Origin of the sequence: Streptomyces sp. NRRL F-5650, assembly GCF_000721365.1 — a bacterium.
Taxonomy (GTDB): domain Bacteria; phylum Actinomycetota; class Actinomycetes; order Streptomycetales; family Streptomycetaceae; genus Streptomyces; species Streptomyces ardesiacus.
The window spans coordinates 76,992-94,613 of sequence record NZ_JOGV01000011.1; the positions used below are offsets into that span (position 1 = coordinate 76,992).

At 72.9% G+C, this 17,622-nt stretch carries 12 protein-coding genes; 9 read left to right on the top strand and 3 right to left on the bottom strand.

Features of this window, described 5'->3' with window-relative positions; translation table 11 throughout:
* The first annotated feature begins 4 nt into the window (after positions 1 to 4).
* The 3 genes from IG88_RS0113070 (at position 5) to IG88_RS0113080 (ending at position 3,671) form a co-directional block, all read left to right on the top strand.
* Entirely contained in the window at positions 5 to 190 is a 186-nt protein-coding gene (locus IG88_RS0113070; protein ID WP_031039313.1) for a hypothetical protein, read from the top strand.
* Positions 191 to 294: 104 nt separating this feature from the next.
* Positions 295 to 3,423, top strand: a complete 3,129-nt coding sequence (locus IG88_RS0113075; protein WP_037835867.1) for a helix-turn-helix transcriptional regulator — start codon at positions 295 to 297, stop codon at positions 3,421 to 3,423.
* Positions 3,424 to 3,461: 38 nt separating this feature from the next.
* Entirely contained in the window at positions 3,462 to 3,671 is a 210-nt protein-coding gene (locus IG88_RS0113080; RefSeq protein ID WP_031039317.1) for a DUF6191 domain-containing protein, read from the top strand.
* Between the two features lie 8 nt (positions 3,672 to 3,679).
* Here IG88_RS0113080 and IG88_RS0113085 read toward each other — a convergent pair whose 3' ends face one another.
* Both IG88_RS0113085 and IG88_RS0113090 read right to left on the bottom strand, forming a co-directional pair.
* Positions 3,680 to 4,882, bottom strand: a complete 1,203-nt coding sequence (locus IG88_RS0113085; RefSeq protein WP_051851888.1) for a PQQ-dependent sugar dehydrogenase — start codon at positions 4,880 to 4,882, stop codon at positions 3,680 to 3,682.
* Positions 4,883 to 4,958: 76 nt separating this feature from the next.
* On the bottom strand, positions 4,959 to 5,957 hold the full coding sequence (locus tag IG88_RS0113090; RefSeq protein ID WP_031039321.1) for an aldo/keto reductase: 999 nt from the start codon (positions 5,955 to 5,957) through the stop codon (positions 4,959 to 4,961).
* Positions 5,958 to 6,031: 74 nt separating this feature from the next.
* Between IG88_RS0113090 and IG88_RS0113095 the strand changes: the two genes are divergently transcribed.
* The 6 genes from IG88_RS0113095 (at position 6,032) to serA (ending at position 16,016) form a co-directional block, all read left to right on the top strand.
* Positions 6,032 to 6,976: a 2-hydroxyacid dehydrogenase gene (locus tag IG88_RS0113095; RefSeq protein ID WP_031039323.1), complete on the top strand. Its 945-nt coding sequence runs from the start codon at positions 6,032 to 6,034 to the stop codon at positions 6,974 to 6,976.
* 405 nt (positions 6,977 to 7,381) lie between these two features.
* Positions 7,382 to 10,465: a putative bifunctional diguanylate cyclase/phosphodiesterase gene (locus IG88_RS0113100; RefSeq protein ID WP_031039326.1), complete on the top strand. Its 3,084-nt coding sequence runs from the start codon at positions 7,382 to 7,384 to the stop codon at positions 10,463 to 10,465.
* 240 nt (positions 10,466 to 10,705) lie between these two features.
* On the top strand, positions 10,706 to 12,547 hold the full coding sequence (locus tag IG88_RS0113105) for an acetolactate synthase large subunit (RefSeq protein ID WP_031039328.1): 1,842 nt from the start codon (positions 10,706 to 10,708) through the stop codon (positions 12,545 to 12,547).
* Positions 12,548 to 12,568: 21 nt separating this feature from the next.
* A complete protein-coding gene (ilvN, locus tag IG88_RS0113110; protein ID WP_031039333.1) occupies positions 12,569 to 13,093 on the top strand; it encodes an acetolactate synthase small subunit in 525 nt (174 codons plus the stop codon).
* A 118-nt stretch (positions 13,094 to 13,211) separates the two neighbouring features.
* Complete coding sequence (gene ilvC / locus IG88_RS0113115) at positions 13,212 to 14,210, top strand: ketol-acid reductoisomerase (RefSeq protein WP_031039336.1); 999 nt, start codon at positions 13,212 to 13,214, stop codon at positions 14,208 to 14,210.
* A 216-nt stretch (positions 14,211 to 14,426) separates the two neighbouring features.
* Positions 14,427 to 16,016, top strand: coding sequence for a phosphoglycerate dehydrogenase (serA, locus tag IG88_RS0113120; RefSeq protein ID WP_030402378.1), 1,590 nt, complete (start codon positions 14,427 to 14,429; stop codon positions 16,014 to 16,016).
* 56 nt (positions 16,017 to 16,072) lie between these two features.
* Here the strand turns inward: serA and IG88_RS0113125 are convergent, their stop codons facing one another.
* Positions 16,073 to 17,620 carry an MFS transporter gene (locus IG88_RS0113125; RefSeq protein ID WP_199807448.1) on the bottom strand — a complete coding sequence of 516 codons (1,548 nt, stop codon included), beginning with the start codon at positions 17,618 to 17,620 and terminating at the stop codon, positions 16,073 to 16,075.
* Between the last annotated feature and the right edge of the window lie 2 nt (positions 17,621 to 17,622).

Sequence of the window (17,622 nt, forward strand, 5' to 3'; positions counted from 1 at the left end):
AGCCGTGTACGAGTACCAGGTCCAGCAGTACCGCTCCGCCGAACTGATCCGCCGCGCCGACGAGGCCCGGCTGGCCCGCGAGGTGCTCCGGGCCCGCCGCGCCGCCCGCCGCAGGGCCCGGCAGGACGCCGCCGAGGCGGAGAGCCATACGCCGCGACAGCGCCGGCCCCGGTTCGCCCGGGCCGCGTGAACGGGGGAACCGGGGAGGGAGGCCGCACGGCCTTCCTCCCCGCCGTCGTTCCCGGCACCGTCCGCCTGCCGAAAACCGGTGACCCGCTGTCGTACCCGCGTGCGATGCTCGGGTCCGTGGAGACCAGGTCCGTCAGTCCCGTGTTCGTCGGCCGCACCGGCGAACTGGACACGTTGAACGAGGCGCTCGCCCGTGCCGAGGGCGCCGACGCCGGGGCGTCCGACGCCGGGGCGTCCGCCTTCGGGGGAGAGCCGCAGGCCCTGCTGCTCGGCGGTGAGGCGGGCGTCGGCAAGACGCGCCTCGTCGAGGAGTTCGCCGCCGCCGCGCATCGCCGCGGCGCCGTCGTCGCACTGGGCGGCTGCGTCGAGATCGGCGCCGACGGGCTGCCCTTCGCGCCCTTCTCCACCGCGCTGCGCGCCCTGCGCCGCCACCTGCCGGGGGAACTGGCCGCGGCGGCCGCCGGGCAGGAGGAGGAGCTGGCCCGGCTGCTGCCCGAACTGGCCGAGGGCACCCCCGTCACCGGCGGCGGCCGGCACGACGAGGAGAGCATGGCCCGGCTCTTCGAGCTCACCGCCCGCCTGCTGGAGCGCGTCGCAGCCCGGCACACCGTCGTCCTCGTCCTCGAAGACCTGCACTGGGCCGACGCCTCCACCCGCCACCTGATCGCCTACCTCTTCCGCACCCTGCGCACCGGCCGCCTCGTCGTCCTGGCCACCTACCGCTCCGACGACATCCACCGCCGCCACCCGCTGCGTCCCCTGCTCGCCGAGCTCGACCGGCTGCGCACCGTCCGCCGCCTCGAACTCGGGCGCTTCACCCGCGACGAGGTGGGCCGCCAGATCGCCGGGATCCTCGCCCACGAACCCGACCCGGGACAGGTCGACGCGATCTTCGAACGGTCCGACGGCAACGCCTTCTTCGTCGAGGAACTCGCCGTCGCCGCCCACGAGGGGAGCTGCACCGGCCTCACCGACTCCCTGCGCGACCTGCTCCTGGTCCGCGTCGAAGCCCTGCCCGAGAGCGCCCAGCGGGTCGCCCGCCTCGTCGCCGAGGGCGGTTCCACCGTCGAGTACCGGCTGCTGGCCGCCGTCGCACAGCTCGCCGAGGACGACCTCATCGAGGCGCTGCGCTCCGCGGTCAACGCCCACATCCTGCTCCCCGCGCCCGACGGCGACGGCTACCGCTTCCGCCACTCCCTGGTCCGCGAGGCCGTCGGCGACGACCTGCTCCCCGGCGAACGCTCCCGCCTCAACCGGCGCTACGCCGAAGCCCTGGACGCCGATCCCACGCTGGTCCCCGCCGCCGAGCGCGTGATGCGCCTGGCCAGCTACTGGTACCACGCCCACGACCCCGCCAGGGCGCTGCCCGCCGTCCTGGACGCCTCCGTCGAGGCCCGCCGCCGGCACGCCTACTCCGAGCAACTGCGCCTGCTGGAGCGCGCCATGGAGCTGTGGGACGCCGCCCCCGACGACGTACGCGCCACCCTGCGCCCCGTCGACTACACCGAGGTCTACCCGCCCTGCGGCTGCGACCCGGACACCACACCCCTGCGCTACCTGGACCTGATGGCCGAGGCGGCCGTCGCCGGACGGCGGTGCGGGGAGCGCGAGCGCGCCATGAAGATCACCAAGCGGGCGCTGCGCCTGTTGGAGGACGAGCAGGGCACGAGCGCGTGCGGCCGGGACCAGCAGCGCGCCGCCTGGTTCTGGACCCAGCGCTCGCTGCTCGTCCAGGCCCAGGGCCGGGGCGACGGCTGGCGGGAGCTGGGCATCGCCCAGGAACTGGTCCGCGGACTGCCGCCCTCCCAGGTGCACGCCGAGGTGCTGGCCATGTCCGCCAACTGGTCGATGCTCCACTGCCCCGGCCCCGAGGCGATGACCGCGGCCGAACGGGCCGTGGAGTACGCGCGCATGGTGGGCGCCGACGAGATCGAGCTGAACGCGCGGCTCACCCTGGGCGGCCTGATGGTGGACGCGGGGCAGATCGACGCGGGACTCGCCGAGATGTTCCAGGTCAGAGACCTGGTCGTGGCACGGAACGGGACCGCCGTGGTGGCCCGCAGCCACGTCAATCTGCCGTCCGTGCTGGAGAGCGTCGGCCGCTCGCGGGAGGCGCTCGGCATCCTGCGCGAGGGCGTCGACCTCACCCGGCGGATGGGCCTGCTGGAGTCCGAGGCCTGGGTGTGGGGCAATCTCGCCGAGTCGCTCATCTCCCTGGGCCGCTGGGACGAGGCACTCGAAGCGGCGGACCGGGCCGGGGCGCCCGGCCGCGGCCCCGCGCCCCGCGGCGGCGCCGCCCTCAAGCGCGCGACCGTCGCCCTCGCCCGCGGCGAGTCGGCCGAGGCGGCCCGGCAGCTCACCGAGGCCCGCGCCGCCTACGGCACCCACGACCCCATGCCGCAGCACCGGCTGCCGCTGGCCGCCCTCACCGTCGGCGTGGCCGCGGCCGAGGGCCGCCTCGCGGACGCCCGCGCCGAACTCGCCCGCGCCCTGGACGAGGGCTTCCCGCCCGGCACCCAGCGCTACGGCTGGCCCCTGCTGCTGGCCGCCGCCGAGGCGGAGGCCGACGCCCGCACCCTGCCGGCCGCGGACGAGGGCCGGACCGAAGCAGTCGAACGCCTGTCCGATGCGGCGAAGCGTCTGACGACGGGCGCTCCCGTCTGGGCCGCCCACGAGCACTGGGTCCGCGCCGAACTCCACCGCGCGCGGGACCGCGACACCCCGCAGCTCTGGTCGGAGGCCGTCACCGCCTTCGAACGCCTGGAGCGCCCCTACGAACTCGCCCGCGTCCGGCACCGGCTCGCCGCGGCCCTCCTGGCGACCGGCGGCGAGGACGAGCGCGCCCGTGCCACGGAACTGCTGCGCCTGGCCCGTACCGTCGCCGACCACCTCGGTGCCCGCCCGCTGTCCGACGCCGTCGCCCTGCTCGTCCGGCGCGCCCGCCTCACCCTGGGCCGCGCCGCCCCCGAACCGGCCGCCGCACCCGCGCCCGCGGACCCGGCCGAGGCCCTGGGCCTCACCGGCCGGGAGCGCGACGTCCTGCGGCTGGTCGCCGAGGGGCGCACCAACCGCCAGATAGCCGGGGAACTCTTCATCTCGCCCAAGACGGCCAGCGTCCACGTCTCCAACATCCTGGCCAAGCTCGGCGTCTCCGGCCGCGGCGAGGCGGCGGCCCTGGCCCACCGGCTGGCGCTGTTCCCCGCCGAACGGCTCGGGGCCGGTCCGGCGGGGTGAGGTTTACGCTGAAAGGAACGCCGACGGACGGAGAAACCGTGTTCAACGCCTTCGAGGAACTGTTCTCCCCCGGCCGCAAGCACACCCACGACGAGCAGAAGCGCCTGGAACTGACCCGCGAGGACGTCGGCGACGGCGACCCCGCACGCGGCCCGATAGACCTCGGCTCGGGCAAGGTCGTCGTCCTGCGGCCGCGCACCGACGAGGCGGAGGCCCCGGCCCCGGCCCCGGCCCCGGAGGAGGAGTAGCCGGACGGCTACTTCACCGCCAGCTCCAGGATCCGGTCGTCGCCGCCCTTCGGGTCGCCGCGGCCGTCCGTGTTGCTGGTGACCAGCCACAGCTTGTCGCCGCCCGCCGGGGCCACCGTGCGCAGCCGCCCGTACTCGCCCTTCAGGAAGGCCTGCGGACCGGCCGAGACCCGCGTCCCGTCCAGCGGGATCCGCCACAGCCGCTCACCGCGCAGCCCCGCCATCCACACGCAGCCATCGGCGTAGGCGATGCCGCTGGGGGAGGCCTCGTCGGTGTGCCACTCGGCGATCGGGTCCTGGAAGCGCGGACCGCCGCCCTTGCCCTCCACGTCGGGCCAGCCGTAGTCGGCCCCCGGCTTGATCACGTTCAGCTCGTCCCAGGTGTCCTGGCCGAACTCCGAGGCGAACAGCCGCTGCTTGTCGTCCCAGGCCAGCCCCTGCACGTTCCGGTGGCCGTACGAGTACACGGGGGAGTCGGGGAAGGGGTTGCCGGGTGCGGGCTCGCCGTCCGGGGTCATCCGCAGGATCTTGCCGCCGAGGGACTTCTTGTCCTGGGACAGCCCCGTGTCGCCGCTCTCGCCCGTGCCCGCGTAGAGCATCTTGTCGGGGCCGAAGGCGATCCGCCCGCCGTTGTGGATCACCCCCTTGGGGATGCCCCGGAAGACCGTGTCCGGCGCGCCCAACTGCTCGCCCGGCGGCTTCTTCTCGTCGTACCGCATGCGCACGATGCGGTTGTCGGAGGCGGAGGTGTAGTACGCGTAGACCATGTGGTCCGAGGCGTAACGGGGGGAGAGCGAGATGCCGAGGAGGCCGCCCTCGCCGGACGCGGCGACCCCGGGCACCTCGCCCAGCTCCGTCTTCCCGCCCGTCCTGGTGTCGACCCGGGTGATGGTGGCCTTGTCCCGGGAGGAGACCAGCAGGCCGCCGCCGGGCAGCGGGGCCAGACCCCAGGGGCTGTTCAGTCCCGTGGCGACCGTGCGGAGCACCTTCACCGAGCCCTTCGCGGGCGGTGTCTCCGGCGTGGGCGACCCGGCCGGCGAGGAGCGCGCCGCCGTACCGGCCGGTGAGGAGGTGCCGGCGTCCGCCCCGGACGGATCCCCGCCGTCGGAGGAACAGCCGGCCGTCAGCAGGAAAGCGGCGGCCAGTACGGCCGGCACGGCTCGACGTCGCACGATCTCGGTCCCTTCCACGCGGCGGGTTCTCCCTGTCATACACCGCAGGGGCTCCCCAGGTTCCCGATCGCCGAATCCCGAACCCCGCGGCGGCCGGACCGGGCCGCCCCACGCCTCACTCCCAGGACCCCTGGGCCGGCGGCAGTCCCCGCAGCTCCGCCAGGTCCCGCTCGGTCAGCCGCAGCCGTGCCGCGCCCGCGTTCTGCGTCACCCAGCGTTCCCTCTTGGTGCCCGGCACCGGCACCACGTGCGGACCCTGTGCCAGCACCCAGGCCAGCGCCACCTGCGCCGCGGTGACCCCGTCGCCGTGCCGGGCCGCGACCCGGCGCAGGGTGGCCACGATCGGCTGGTTGGCCGCCATCATCTCCGCGGTGAAGCGGGGGTGGCGGGCCCGCAGGTCCTCCGGTTCGAAGCCCTGGCCGGGCGTCAGCGTGCCGGTCAGGTAGCCGTTGCCCAGCGGCATCGCGGCCAGGAATCCGACACCGCGCGAGGCGCACCACGGCAGCAGGGTCCGCAGTGCCTCCGGCGACCACACCGACAGCTCGGCCTCGACCGCGCTCACCGGGAAGACCTGCTGCACGCGCTCCAGTTGGCGGACCGTCGCGTCGTGCAGCCGCGCCCCCGGCCGCCGGGCCGAGCGCGCCCCGACCGCGCACAGGCCGAGCGCCCGCACCTTCCCCGCCCGCACCAGCTCCGCCATCGCGCCCCAGGTCTCCTCGACGGGTATCTCGGGGTCGGCGCGGTGCAGTTGGTAGAGGTCGATGACGTCCGTCTGGAGCCGGCGCAGGGACGCGTCGCAGGCCCGCCGCACATAGCCGGGGCGGCCGTTGGCCACGATGTGCTGCTCGCCCACCAGCAGACCGACCTTGGTCGACACGAAAGCCTCGGAGCGCCGCTCCTTCAGCACCCGCCCCAGCAGCAGCTCGTTGGTGAACGGGCCGTACATGTCCGCCGTGTCCAGCAGGGAGACGCCGAGGTCGAGGGCCCGGTGCACGGTCCTGAGCGACTCGTCGCCCCGCTGCCGCGAGGCGCTGTACGCCCAGTTCATCGGCATGCACCCCAGTCCGACGGCCCCCACCGCGAGTGCCGTCGCGCCGATCGTCCTGCGCTCCACCGGTCGTGACCCTCCCTCGTCAGGCCACCCAACCTAACCTCTGCCTCCTCGCCCTCTGACATAGCCTCCTGACCATGACTGCTGACGTGTGGCTGCCCATCCCCCCGGAGACGATCGAGGGCCTGCCCGAGGGTCCCGCCTACCGCCACTGGGACGGCGAGGAGACCTATCCCGCCGACCCGGCCGACTGCGCCTTCTACGTCGTCCCCTACATGAAGCCCGGCGGGGTCGGCGTACGTCCGCTGCCCGAGATGCGCTCCGTCCAGGTCGTCCAGACCCTCTCCGCCGGCATCGACCACGTCGAACCCGGCCTGAAGGACCTGCCCCCGGGCGTGCGGCTGTGCAACGCGCGCGGCGTGCACGAGGCCAGCACCGCGGAACTGACCCTGGCCCTGATCCTGGCCTCGCTGCGCGGCATCCCGGACTTCGTGCGGGCGCAGGACCGCGGGGAGTGGCTCGGCGGGGGATTCAGGCCCGCGCTGGCGGACCGCACGGTGCTGATCGTCGGGTACGGGTCGATCGGCGCCGCGATCGAGGACCGGCTCGTGCCGTTCGAGGTCGCGCCGGTCGTGCGCGTCGCGCGCTCCGCCCGCACCACCGAGCGCGGCCCCGTGCACCCGTTCACCGAACTTCCGGCCCTGCTCCCGCGGGCCGACGTGGTCGTCCTGGCCACCCCGCTCACCGAGGCCACCCGCGGCCTGGCCGACGCCGAGTTCCTGGCCCGCATGAAGGACGGCGCCCTGCTCGTCAACGTGGCCCGCGGACCGGTCGTCGACACGAAGGCGTTGCTCGCCGAACTGGAGAGCGGACGCCTCACCGCGGCCCTCGACGTGACCGACCCCGAACCGCTGCCGCCGGGCCACCCGTTGTGGCATGCTCCCGGCATAGTCGTCAGCCCTCACGCGGGCGGCCCGACCTCCGCCTTCCTGCCGCGGGCGGAGCGGCTGCTGGTGGACCAGTTGCGCCGCTTCGTGAACCGGGAGCCCCTGCGCAACGTGATCCTGACGACGGGCCCGTAGTCCGCTTCGGGCACCCTCCGCAATCCCCCGGATGCGGTGGGTGCGCGCATATCCGCTGGTCGTCACGGAGAGTAGAGAACCTATGTCCCTGAGTGACGAGACTGGTGTATCGTCCGACAGGGGATGCGCCGCGCACCGTCACGGCGCCGGGGATGGACATCTCAGACTGTGAGGGGGGCGACGGGCGATGCACGGCCTGTGGACCAACGATCCGACGCGGCGGAGTCGCCGCCGGCGACCCTGGCGCACGACGCCCACGACCGCGCGCGAACGGGGCCGGCCTGCCCGCAGCGGCCGGCACCGCCCCCACCCGCACCGGCCGGCCGAGCACCGCAGACGGCCGCGGCCGGTCCACCGGTGCCGGTGCGCGCGGGACACGGGAGCGGCGCGGACCGGGGGGCCGAGGTGAGTCCCCCGCCCGTGCCCACGCTGGACGGAGCGCTGCGCGGCCAGACCGCCCCCGGGCCGCTGCTGCCCCGGTCCCCGGCCGCCGCCGGCACGACGCCCGTGGTCCGCCAGCTCGTGCTGGCCCTGATCTGCGCGGCCTACGCCGTCGGCGCCGCGCTCGGCTGGGGCTCCGAGTACGTCGCCCAGATCATGGGCGACTTCGGGCTGAGCGCCGCCGCGGCCGCCGCCGCCGTCTCCTGTTTCCTCTACGCCCGCGGGCGCCGCGTCCGCTTCCGCTCGGCCTGGCTGCTCTTCTCGCTCTCCTCGGCGATGGCCTCCCTGGGCAACCTGGTCTGGGGGTGGTACGAGGTCGTGCTGCGGGTGCCGGTGCCCAGCCCCAGCTACGCCGACCTGTTCTTCCTGTGCTTCGCCCCGCCCGCCATCGTGGGGCTCCTCGTGCTGGCCAAGCGGCCGGTGACCAAGGCCGGCTGGATCTGCCTGGGCCTGGACGCCTGGCTGATCGGCGGTTCGCTGCTGACCCTGGCCTGGAGCCTGGCGCTCGCCCAGGCCGCGAAGGCCGAGGGCGGTTCCAGCGTGGCGCACGCGGCGCTCTCGGTGGCGTACCCGCTGCTCGACATCGCCCTGGTCAGCATGGTGCTCGCGCTGCACTTCCGGCGCTCGCCGGTCTGCAGGTCCGCCGTCAACACCGCCATCGGCGCACTCGCCCTGACGGTGGTGTGCGACGCCCTGTTCACCTCGCCGCTGCTCCACAACAGCTACCGCTCCGGGCAGTTGCTCGACGCCGGCTGGTTCGCGGGCTCCCTGCTGCTCGCGTACGCCCCCTGGGCCGCCTCCCGGCGCGGGCGGGCGGCGCCGGACGAGCGGGACCCCGGCGGCCACACCCGCGTGGTGCGCGAGCACGTGCCCGCACAGCGCGGCGCCGGGCACCGGCCCACGCCCCCCTCCGTCCCGCCCGCCGCGCCCCCCTCCCTGCCCGGACCCGGCCAGGGCGGCGAACGGGGCCGCTACCCGGCCGCCCGCCCCATCGCCGGGTCCCTGGCCGCGCTCACGCCGTACCTCGCGGCCGCCGTCTGCACCCTGGGCATCCTCTACAACGTGCTCAACGGCCGCAGCGTCGACCGCGTGGTGCTGCTGACCGGCGGCACCGTGGTGCTCGCGCTCGTCGTCCGGCAGGGCATCATGCTGCTCGACAACATCGTCCTCACCCAGGAACTGGCCCAGAAGGAGAACCACTTCCGCTCCCTGGTCCAGGGCTCCAGCGACGTCATCATGATCGCCGCGCCCAGCGGCATCCTGCGCTACGTCTCCCCGGCCGCCGCCGGGGTCTACGGGCGCCCGGCCGAGGAACTGGTCGGCAGCGAACTGGCCGGGCTCATCCACCCCGAGGACCTCGGCTGCGTCGTGCACGAGGTGCGCCGGTTCCTGGCCGCCGACCCGGCCGAGGAGCCCACCACCCGCATCGAGTGCCGCTTCCGTTCCGGGGAGGGCGGCTGGCTCAACGTCGAGTCCACCGTCAACCGGCACCACGGCGGGCTCATCTTCAACAGCCGGGACGTCACCGAACGCGTGCGCCTGCAGGCGCAGCTCCAGCACAACGCGGAACACGACCCGCTCACCGACCTGCCCAACCGGGCCCTGTTCACCCGGCGCGTCCAGCAGGCCCTCTCCGGCCGCCGCGCCCTGGACCGGGGCACCGCCCTGCGCGGCACGGCGGTGCTCTTCATCGACCTCGACGGCTTCAAGGGCGTCAACGACACCATCGGGCACCAGGCCGGGGACGAACTGCTCGTGCAGGCCGCCCGCAGACTCCACGAGGCCGTCCGCAAGGGCGACACCGCCTCCAGACTGGGCGGCGACGAGTTCGCGGCGCTGATCGTCGGGGACGGCGCCCGGGACCGGGCCGCCCGCGAGGGCCACATCCGGGAGCTGGCCGAGCGGCTCAGACTGACCCTCTCCCAGCCCTACCTCATCGACGGCAACGAAGTCCGGGTCAACGCCTCCATCGGCGTCGCCTTCGCCGAACCGGGCCTCGGTGCGGGGGAGTTGCTGCGCAACGCCGACCTCGCCATGTACCGGGCCAAGGCGGGCGGCAAGGGGCGCGTCGAGCTGTACCGGCCGCAGATGCAGCAGGACGTCGTACGCAAGGCCGAGCTGGCCACGCGTCTGCGGGCCGCACTGCACGACGGGGAGTTCGCGCTGCTGCACCAGCCGGTGGTCGCCCTGACGGACGGCCGGATCACGTCGGTCTGCGCCCAGGCGCGCTGGCGCTCCTCGCAGGGCGTGCTGTTCACCCCCGCCGAGTTCCTGCGGGTGGCCGACGACGGCGACAGAACCGCCGAACTGGACCGCTGGGTGCTCCGCGAGGCCGTCGCCCAGGCCGCCGACCGCGCCGCCGCCGGGCTGCCCGTCTCCGTGGCCATACGCATCGGCGCCCGCCGCCTGCTGGACCGCTCCATGCCGCTGGGCTCCGTGGAGGCCCTGCTGACCCGGCACGGGCTGCCCCCGGGCTCCCTCGTGATCGAACTGGCGGACATCGACCCGCGGATCGGCCTCGACGAACTGGACCGCCGGCTCAATGCCCTGCGCAGGGTCGGTGTCCGCATCGCGCTGGACGGCTTCGGCAGCGGCTACGCGGCGATCACCGCACTGCGGCGCCTGCCCGTGGACGTCCTCAAGCTCGACCGGAGCCTGGTCGAGGGCGTGGTCGAGTCCGCGCGCCTGCACAAGATCACCAGTGGTCTGCTGCGCATCGCGACCGACCTCGGACTGAAGTCCGTGGCCGACGGCGTCGACCTGCCCGAGCAGATCGTCGCCCTGCGCGCCATGGGCTGCACGCACGGACAGGGCATGGCCTTCTCCGGGGCGCTGGACGAGTACCGGCTGCGCAGGGTGCTCGGCACCGGCCACTACCCGGTGCCGCACGGCCCGGCCGAACCGGCCTTCGCGGGCAGCGGCGCCGGGGTGTACACCAAGGGCGTCGGCGCTCCCGCCACCGGGGGCGTGGCCTCCGGGCTGCCGGCCGTCCTCAGTGGTGGCACGGCCCTGCGCTCACATAATGAGACTCCCGTCCCACCCACTTGACAGTGGGTGCGCGCCGGAGGGAAGGTCAGTGCCATGCGCACCCGAATTCTCGTACTTGGACAGCGCGTCGGCTGAAGCTGGTGACGTCCGGACCGACCCGGACTCCCCGCGACCCCCACCGACGCGCTCCCCTCGCTTGCCTTGTGGCACGAGGGGTTTTTTGTTGCACAGGCACCTGCCGAGCAGCAGAACAGATCGCCCGAACTCGCACAAACCCTCAGCCTCGAGAAGAGAACGCCGATGACCGAGCAGGCCACCGGGGCTCACCCGCAGCCCCGGCCCCGATCCGGAGGACAGTCCGCCCCCGAGCACGTCACGGGTGCGCAGTCCCTCATTCGCTCTCTCGAGGAGGTCGGCGCCGACACCGTATTCGGCATTCCCGGCGGGACGATCCTCCCGGCCTACGACCCGCTGATGGACTCCACCCGGGTGCGCCACGTCCTGGTCCGGCACGAGCAGGGCGCCGGCCACGCGGCCACCGGTTACGCGCAGGCCACCGGCAAGGTCGGCGTCTGCATGGCGACCTCGGGCCCCGGCGCCACCAACCTGGTCACCCCGATCGCCGACGCCAACATGGACTCGGTGCCGCTGGTCGCGATCACCGGCCAGGTGGTGTCCTCCGCGATCGGCACGGACGCCTTCCAGGAGGCGGACATCGTCGGCATCACCATGCCGATCACCAAGCACAGCTTCCTGGTCACCAAGGCCGAGGACATCCCCCGGGTGATCGCGCAGGCGTTCCACATCGCCTCCACCGGCCGCCCCGGCCCGGTCCTGGTCGACATCCCCAAGGACATCCTCCAGAAGAAGACCACCTTCTCCTGGCCGCCGGTCATGGACCTGCCCGGCTACCGCCCGGTCACCAAGCCGCACGCCAAGCAGATCCGCGAGGCCGCCAAGCTGATCTCGGCGGCGAAGCGCCCCGTGCTCTACGTCGGCGGCGGCGTCCTCAAGGCCCGGGCCACCGCCGAGCTGAAGGTCCTCGCCGAACTGACCGGAGCGCCCGTCACCACCACCCTGATGGCGCTCGGCGCGTTCCCCGACAGCCACCCGCTGCACGTGGGGATGCCGGGCATGCACGGTGCGGTCACCGCCGTCACCGCGCTGCAGAAGGCCGACCTGATCGTCGCCCTCGGCGCCCGCTTCGACGACCGCGTCACCGGCAAGCTGGACAGCTTCGCCCCGTACGCCAAGATCGTCCACGCCGACATCGACCCGGCCGAGATCGGCAAGAACCGTGCCGCCGACGTGCCGATCGTCGGCGACGCCCGCGAGGTCATCGCCGACCTCGTGCAGGCCGTCCAGAAGGAGCACGACGAGGGCAACAAGGGCGACTACACCGCCTGGTGGAAGGACCTCAGCCGCTGGCGCGAGACCTACCCCCTCGGCTACGACCAGCCCGCGGACGGCTCGCTCTCCCCGCAGCAGGTCATCGAGCGCATCGGGCAACTGGCGCCCGAGGGCACGATCTTCGCGGCCGGCGTCGGCCAGCACCAGATGTGGGCCGCCCACTTCGTCCAGTACGACAAGCCCGCCACCTGGCTCAACTCCGGCGGCGCCGGAACCATGGGCTACGCCGTCCCGGCCGCCATGGGCGCCCAGGCCGGCATGCCCGACCGCACCGTCTGGGCGATCGACGGCGACGGCTGCTTCCAGATGACCAACCAGGAACTGACCACCTGCGCCCTGAACAACATCCCGATCAAGGTCGCCGTCATCAACAACGGCGCCCTCGGGATGGTCCGCCAGTGGCAGACCCTGTTCTACAACCAGCGGTACTCCAACACCGTGCTGCACTCCGGCCCGGACGACGTCAACCCCGAGGCCCGCGGCACCCGCGTCCCCGACTTCGTGAAGCTGTCGGAGGCCATGGGCTGCTACGCCATCCGCTGCGAGGACCCCGCCGACCTCGACAAGGTGATCGAGGAGGCCAACTCCGTCAACGACCGTCCCGTCGTCGTCGACTTCGTCGTCCACGAGGACGCGATGGTCTGGCCGATGGTCGCCGCCGGCACCTCCAACGACGAGATCATGGCCGCCCGGGACGTCCGCCCCGACTTCGGCGACAACGAAGACGACTGAGCGAGAGAGACCCAAGAGACCATGTCCAAGCACACGCTCTCCGTCCTGGTGGAGAACACCCCCGGCGTCCTGGCGCGGATCACCGCCCTCTTCTCCCGCCGCGGCTTCAACATCGACTCGCTCGCCGTCGGCGTCACCGAGCACGCCGACATCTCCCGCATCACCATCGTGGTGAGCGTCGAGGACTTCCCGCTCGAGCAGGTGACCAAGCAGCTCAACAAGCTCGTCAACGTGCTCAAGATCGTCGAGCTGGAGCCCACCCAGGCCGTCCAGCGCGAACTCGTTCTGGTGAAGGTGCGCTCGGACAACGAGACGCGCTCCCAGATCGTCGAGATCGTCCAGTTGTTCCGCGCCAAGACCGTCGACGTCTCCCCGGAGGCCGTCACCATCGAGGCCACCGGCAGCAGCGACAAGCTGACCGCCATGCTCCGGATGCTGGAACCGTACGGCATCAAGGAACTCGTCCAGTCCGGCACGATCGCCATCGGCCGCGGCGCCCGTTCGATCACGGACCGCTCGCTGCGCGCACTCGACCGGTCCGCATGACGACGGAATGCGGGCGGCCGGTGACCCCACCGGCCGCCCGTATTCCGAGACCCCGAAACTTCACTTCCCCCCACCGGCATACGGTGGGACGCAACACCGCACACAAGGAGAGAACCCAGTGGCCGAGCTGTTCTACGACGCCGACGCCGACCTGTCCATCATCCAGGGCCGCAAGGTCGCGGTCATCGGGTACGGCAGCCAGGGCCACGCCCACGCCCTGTCGCTGCGCGACTCCGGTGTCGACGTGCGCGTCGGTCTGCACGAGGGCTCCAAGTCCAAGGCCAAGGCCGAGGAGCAGGGCCTGCGCGTGGTGAGCCCGTCCGAGGCCGCCGCCGAGGCCGACGTCATCATGATCCTGGTCCCGGACCCGATCCAGGCCGAGGTCTACGAGAAGGACATCAAGGACAACCTGAAGGACGGCGACGCGCTGTTCTTCGGTCACGGCCTGAACATCCGCTACGGCTTCATCAAGCCCCCGGCCGGCGTGGACGTCTGCATGGTCGCCCCCAAGGGCCCGGGCCACCTGGTGCGCCGGCAGTACGAGGAGGGGCGCGGCGTTCCCTGCATCGCCGCCGTCGAGCAGGACGCCTCCGGCAACGCCTTCGCGCTGGCCCTGTCCTACGCCAAGGGCATCGGCGGCACCCGCGCCGGCGTCATCAAGACCACCTTCACCGAGGAGACCGAGACCGACCTCTTCGGCGAGCAGGCGGTCCTGTGCGGTGGCACGGCCGCGCTGGTCAAGGCGGGCTTCGAGACCCTGACCGAGGCCGGTTACCAGCCGGAGATCGCCTACTTCGAGTGCCTGCACGAGCTGAAGCTGATCGTGGACCTCATGTACGAGGGCGGCCTGGAGAAGATGCGCTGGTCGATCTCCGAGACCGCCGAGTGGGGCGACTACGTCACCGGCCCGCGGATCATCAACGACGCCACCAAGGCCGAGATGAAGAAGGTCCTCGCCGAGATCCAGGACGGCACGTTCGCCAAGAACTGGATGGACGAGTACCACGGCGGTCTCAAGAAGTACAACGAGTACAAGAAGCAGGACTCCGAGCACCTGCTGGAGACCACCGGCAAGGAGCTGCGCAAGCTCATGAGCTGGGTCGACGAGGAGGCGTAGGTCTCCCGCGCCGTGAGGGGTGCCCGTGTGCCGGGCACCCCTCACGGCCACTTCCGGGTGATCCTTCCGCACAGGCGCAGGACGACCACCGCCACGCCACTACACTGCTGAACACATACGCGTCGGGCCCACAGCGTCGTGCGTCTTCCACGCGGCTTAGCGACACCGAATGCGGCCGTCGGGACGGCCGTCCGCATTGGACTTGTGAGGACTCACGTGAGCTCGAAACCCGTCGTACTCATCGCCGAAGAGCTGTCGCCCGCGACCGTGGACGCGCTCGGCCCCGACTTCGAGATCCGCCACTGCAACGGCGCGGACCGGGCCGAACTGCTCCCCGCCATCGCCGACGTGGACGCGATCCTGGTGCGCTCCGCCACCAAGGTCGACGCCGAGGCCGTCGCCGCCGCCCAGAAGCTCAAGGTCGTCGCCCGCGCCGGCGTCGGCCTCGACAACGTCGACGTGTCCGCCGCCACCAAGGCCGGCGTGATGGTGGTCAACGCCCCGACCTCCAACATCGTCACCGCCGCCGAGCTGGCCTGCGGCCTCATCGTCGCCACCGCCCGCAACATCCCCCAGGCCAACGCCGCTCTGAAGAACGGCGAGTGGAAGCGCAGCAAGTACACCGGCGTCGAACTGGCCGAGAAGACCCTCGGCGTCGTCGGCCTCGGCCGCATCGGCGCCCTCGTCGCGCAGCGCATGTCGGCCTTCGGCATGAAGGTCGTCGCCTACGACCCCTACGTACAGCCCGCGCGGGCCGCGCAGATGGGCGTCAAGGTCCTGTCGCTGGACGAGCTGCTCGAGGTCTCCGACTTCATCACCGTCCACCTCCCCAAGACCCCCGAGACCCTCGGCCTGATCGGCGAGGAGGCGCTGCGCAAGGTCAAGCCGAGCGTCCGCATCGTCAACGCCGCGCGCGGCGGCATCGTCGACGAGGAGGCGCTGTACTCGGCGCTCAAGGAGGGCCGCGTCGCCGGTGCCGGCCTCGACGTGTACGCCAAGGAACCCTGCACCGACTCGCCGCTGTTCGAGTTCGACCAGGTGGTCTGCACCCCGCACCTCGGCGCCTCCACCGACGAGGCCCAGGAGAAGGCCGGCATCGCCGTCGCCAAGTCGGTGCGCCTCGCCCTCGCCGGCGAGCTGGTCCCCGACGCGGTCAACGTCCAGGGCGGCGTCATCGCCGAGGACGTCAAGCCGGGCCTGCCGCTCGCCGAGCGCCTCGGCCGCATCTTCACGGCCCTCGCCGGCGAGGTCGCCGTCCGCCTCGACGTCGAGGTCTACGGCGAGATCACCCAGCACGACGTGAAGGTGCTCGAACTGTCCGCCCTCAAGGGCGTCTTCGAGGACGTCGTCGACGAGACCGTGTCGTACGTCAACGCCCCGCTGTTCGCCCAGGAGCGCGGCGTCGAGGTCCGGCTGACCACCAGCTCGGAGTCCCCGGAGCACCGCAACGTGGTGACGGTGCGCGGCACCCTCGCGGACGGCGAGGAGGTGTCGGTCTCCGGCACGCTGGCAGGCCCCAAGCACCTCCAGAAGATCGTCGCCGTCGGCGAGTACGACGTGGACCTCGCCCTCGCCGACCACATGGTCGTCCTGCGCTACGAGGACCGTCCCGGTGTCGTCGGCACCGTCGGCCGCGTCATCGGCGAGGCCGGCATCAACATCGCCGGCATGCAGGTGGCCCGGGCGACGGTGGGCGGCGAGGCGCTGGCCGTGCTGACCGTCGACGACACGGTGCCCTCCGGGGTGCTGGCGGAGGTCTCGGCGGAGATCGGGGCGACGTCGGCCCGGTCCGTCAATCTGGTGTGAGGCCCGGGGGGCGCTGCCCCCGGACCCCCGCACACGGCCCTGAACGGGCCTGCTCCTCACACGCCGGACGGGCTGAGCCGGTCAGCCCGTCCGGCGTTTTCCGTGGCCGCCTGCTCGTGCACCCGCGCCCGCCGCAGGACCGTCGCCGCCAGGACCGCCGCGCCCGCGAGCACCACCGCGGCCGTGATCGCCGCACCCTGCATGCCCTGCGTGAACGCCTCCCGGGCCGCCGTCGCCAGGGCGTCTCCCGCGCGCCCCGGCAAGCGGTCGGCGACGGCCAGCGCGCCGCCCAGCGTCTCGTGGGCCGCGGCCGGGGCCGAGTCGGGGACGCCGTGGCGGTAGACCGCGGTGCCGACCGAGCCGAGGACCGCCATGCCGAGTGCCCCGCCGAACTCCGTGCCGGTCTCCATCAGCGAGGACGCCGAGCCCGCCCGCTCCACCGGGACGGTGCCCAGGGCCAGGTCCATGAGCTGCGTCGTCACCATGACGATCCCGGACGCGAGGACGCCGCACGCGGCGAGCACCAGCCACAGCGAGTCCGGGCCCGCCAGGGCCAGCAGGCCGTAGCCGCAGGCGGCGATCGCGAAGCCGGCCGCGACGACGTGGGCGCGGTGCACGCCCCGCTGCACCAGCGAGGCCGCCACCGGGGCGGCGAAGCCGATCGGCACCGAGGGCAGCAGCGCCCACAGGGCCGCTTCCATCGCGCTCTTGCCCAGCACCGACTGCAGGTACTGCGTGGTGAAGAAGGCCGAGCCCATCATCCCGAACGCCGAGACGAGGTTCAGCGCGACGGCCGGGGCGAAGCCGCGCCCGCGGAAGAGCGCCGGGGAGATCATCGGTGACGCCGTCGTGCGCTGCCGGTGCACGAACAGGGCCGCGAAGAGCAGGCCGACGGTGACCGAGACGACGTAGCGGACGTTCCAGCCCTCGGACGGGATCTCCTTGAGGCCGTAGACGACGGGAAGCACCGCGGCCATCGACAGTGGGACGCCCGGCCAGTCGAAGCGGCCCGGCGCGGGGTCCTTGGACTCGGGCAGCAGGAACGGGCCCAGGACCAGCAGCAGTGCCATGGCGGGCAGGTTGACCAGGAAGACCGAGCCCCACCAGAAGTACTCCACCAGGACACCGCTGAGCACCGAGCCCAGGGCCACCCCGGCCGTCAGCACGCCGGACCACAGGGCGATGGCCTTCGCGCGCTGGGCCGGGTCGGTGAACATCGTGCGCACCAGGGCCAGCGTGGACGGCATCAGGGTCGCGCCGCCGATGCCGAGGACGGCACGGGCTGCGATCAGCGTCTCGGCGCTGTGTGCGTAGGCCGCCACCACGGAGGCCGCGCCGAAGGCCACCGCACCGGCGAGCAGCAGCCGTCGGCGGCCGACGCGGTCGCCGACGGAGCCCATGGTCATCAGCAAGCCGGCCAGGACGAAGCCGTAGATGTCGAAGATCCACAGTTGCTGGGTGCCGGTCGGCTCCAGGTCCGCGCTGATCGCCGGAATCGCGAAGTAGAGGACGGAGACGTCCATCGAGACCAGCAGCAGCGGAAGCATCAGTACGCCCAGCGCGGTCCACTCGCGGCGGCCGGCCCGGGACGGGTTCTGTGTCATGC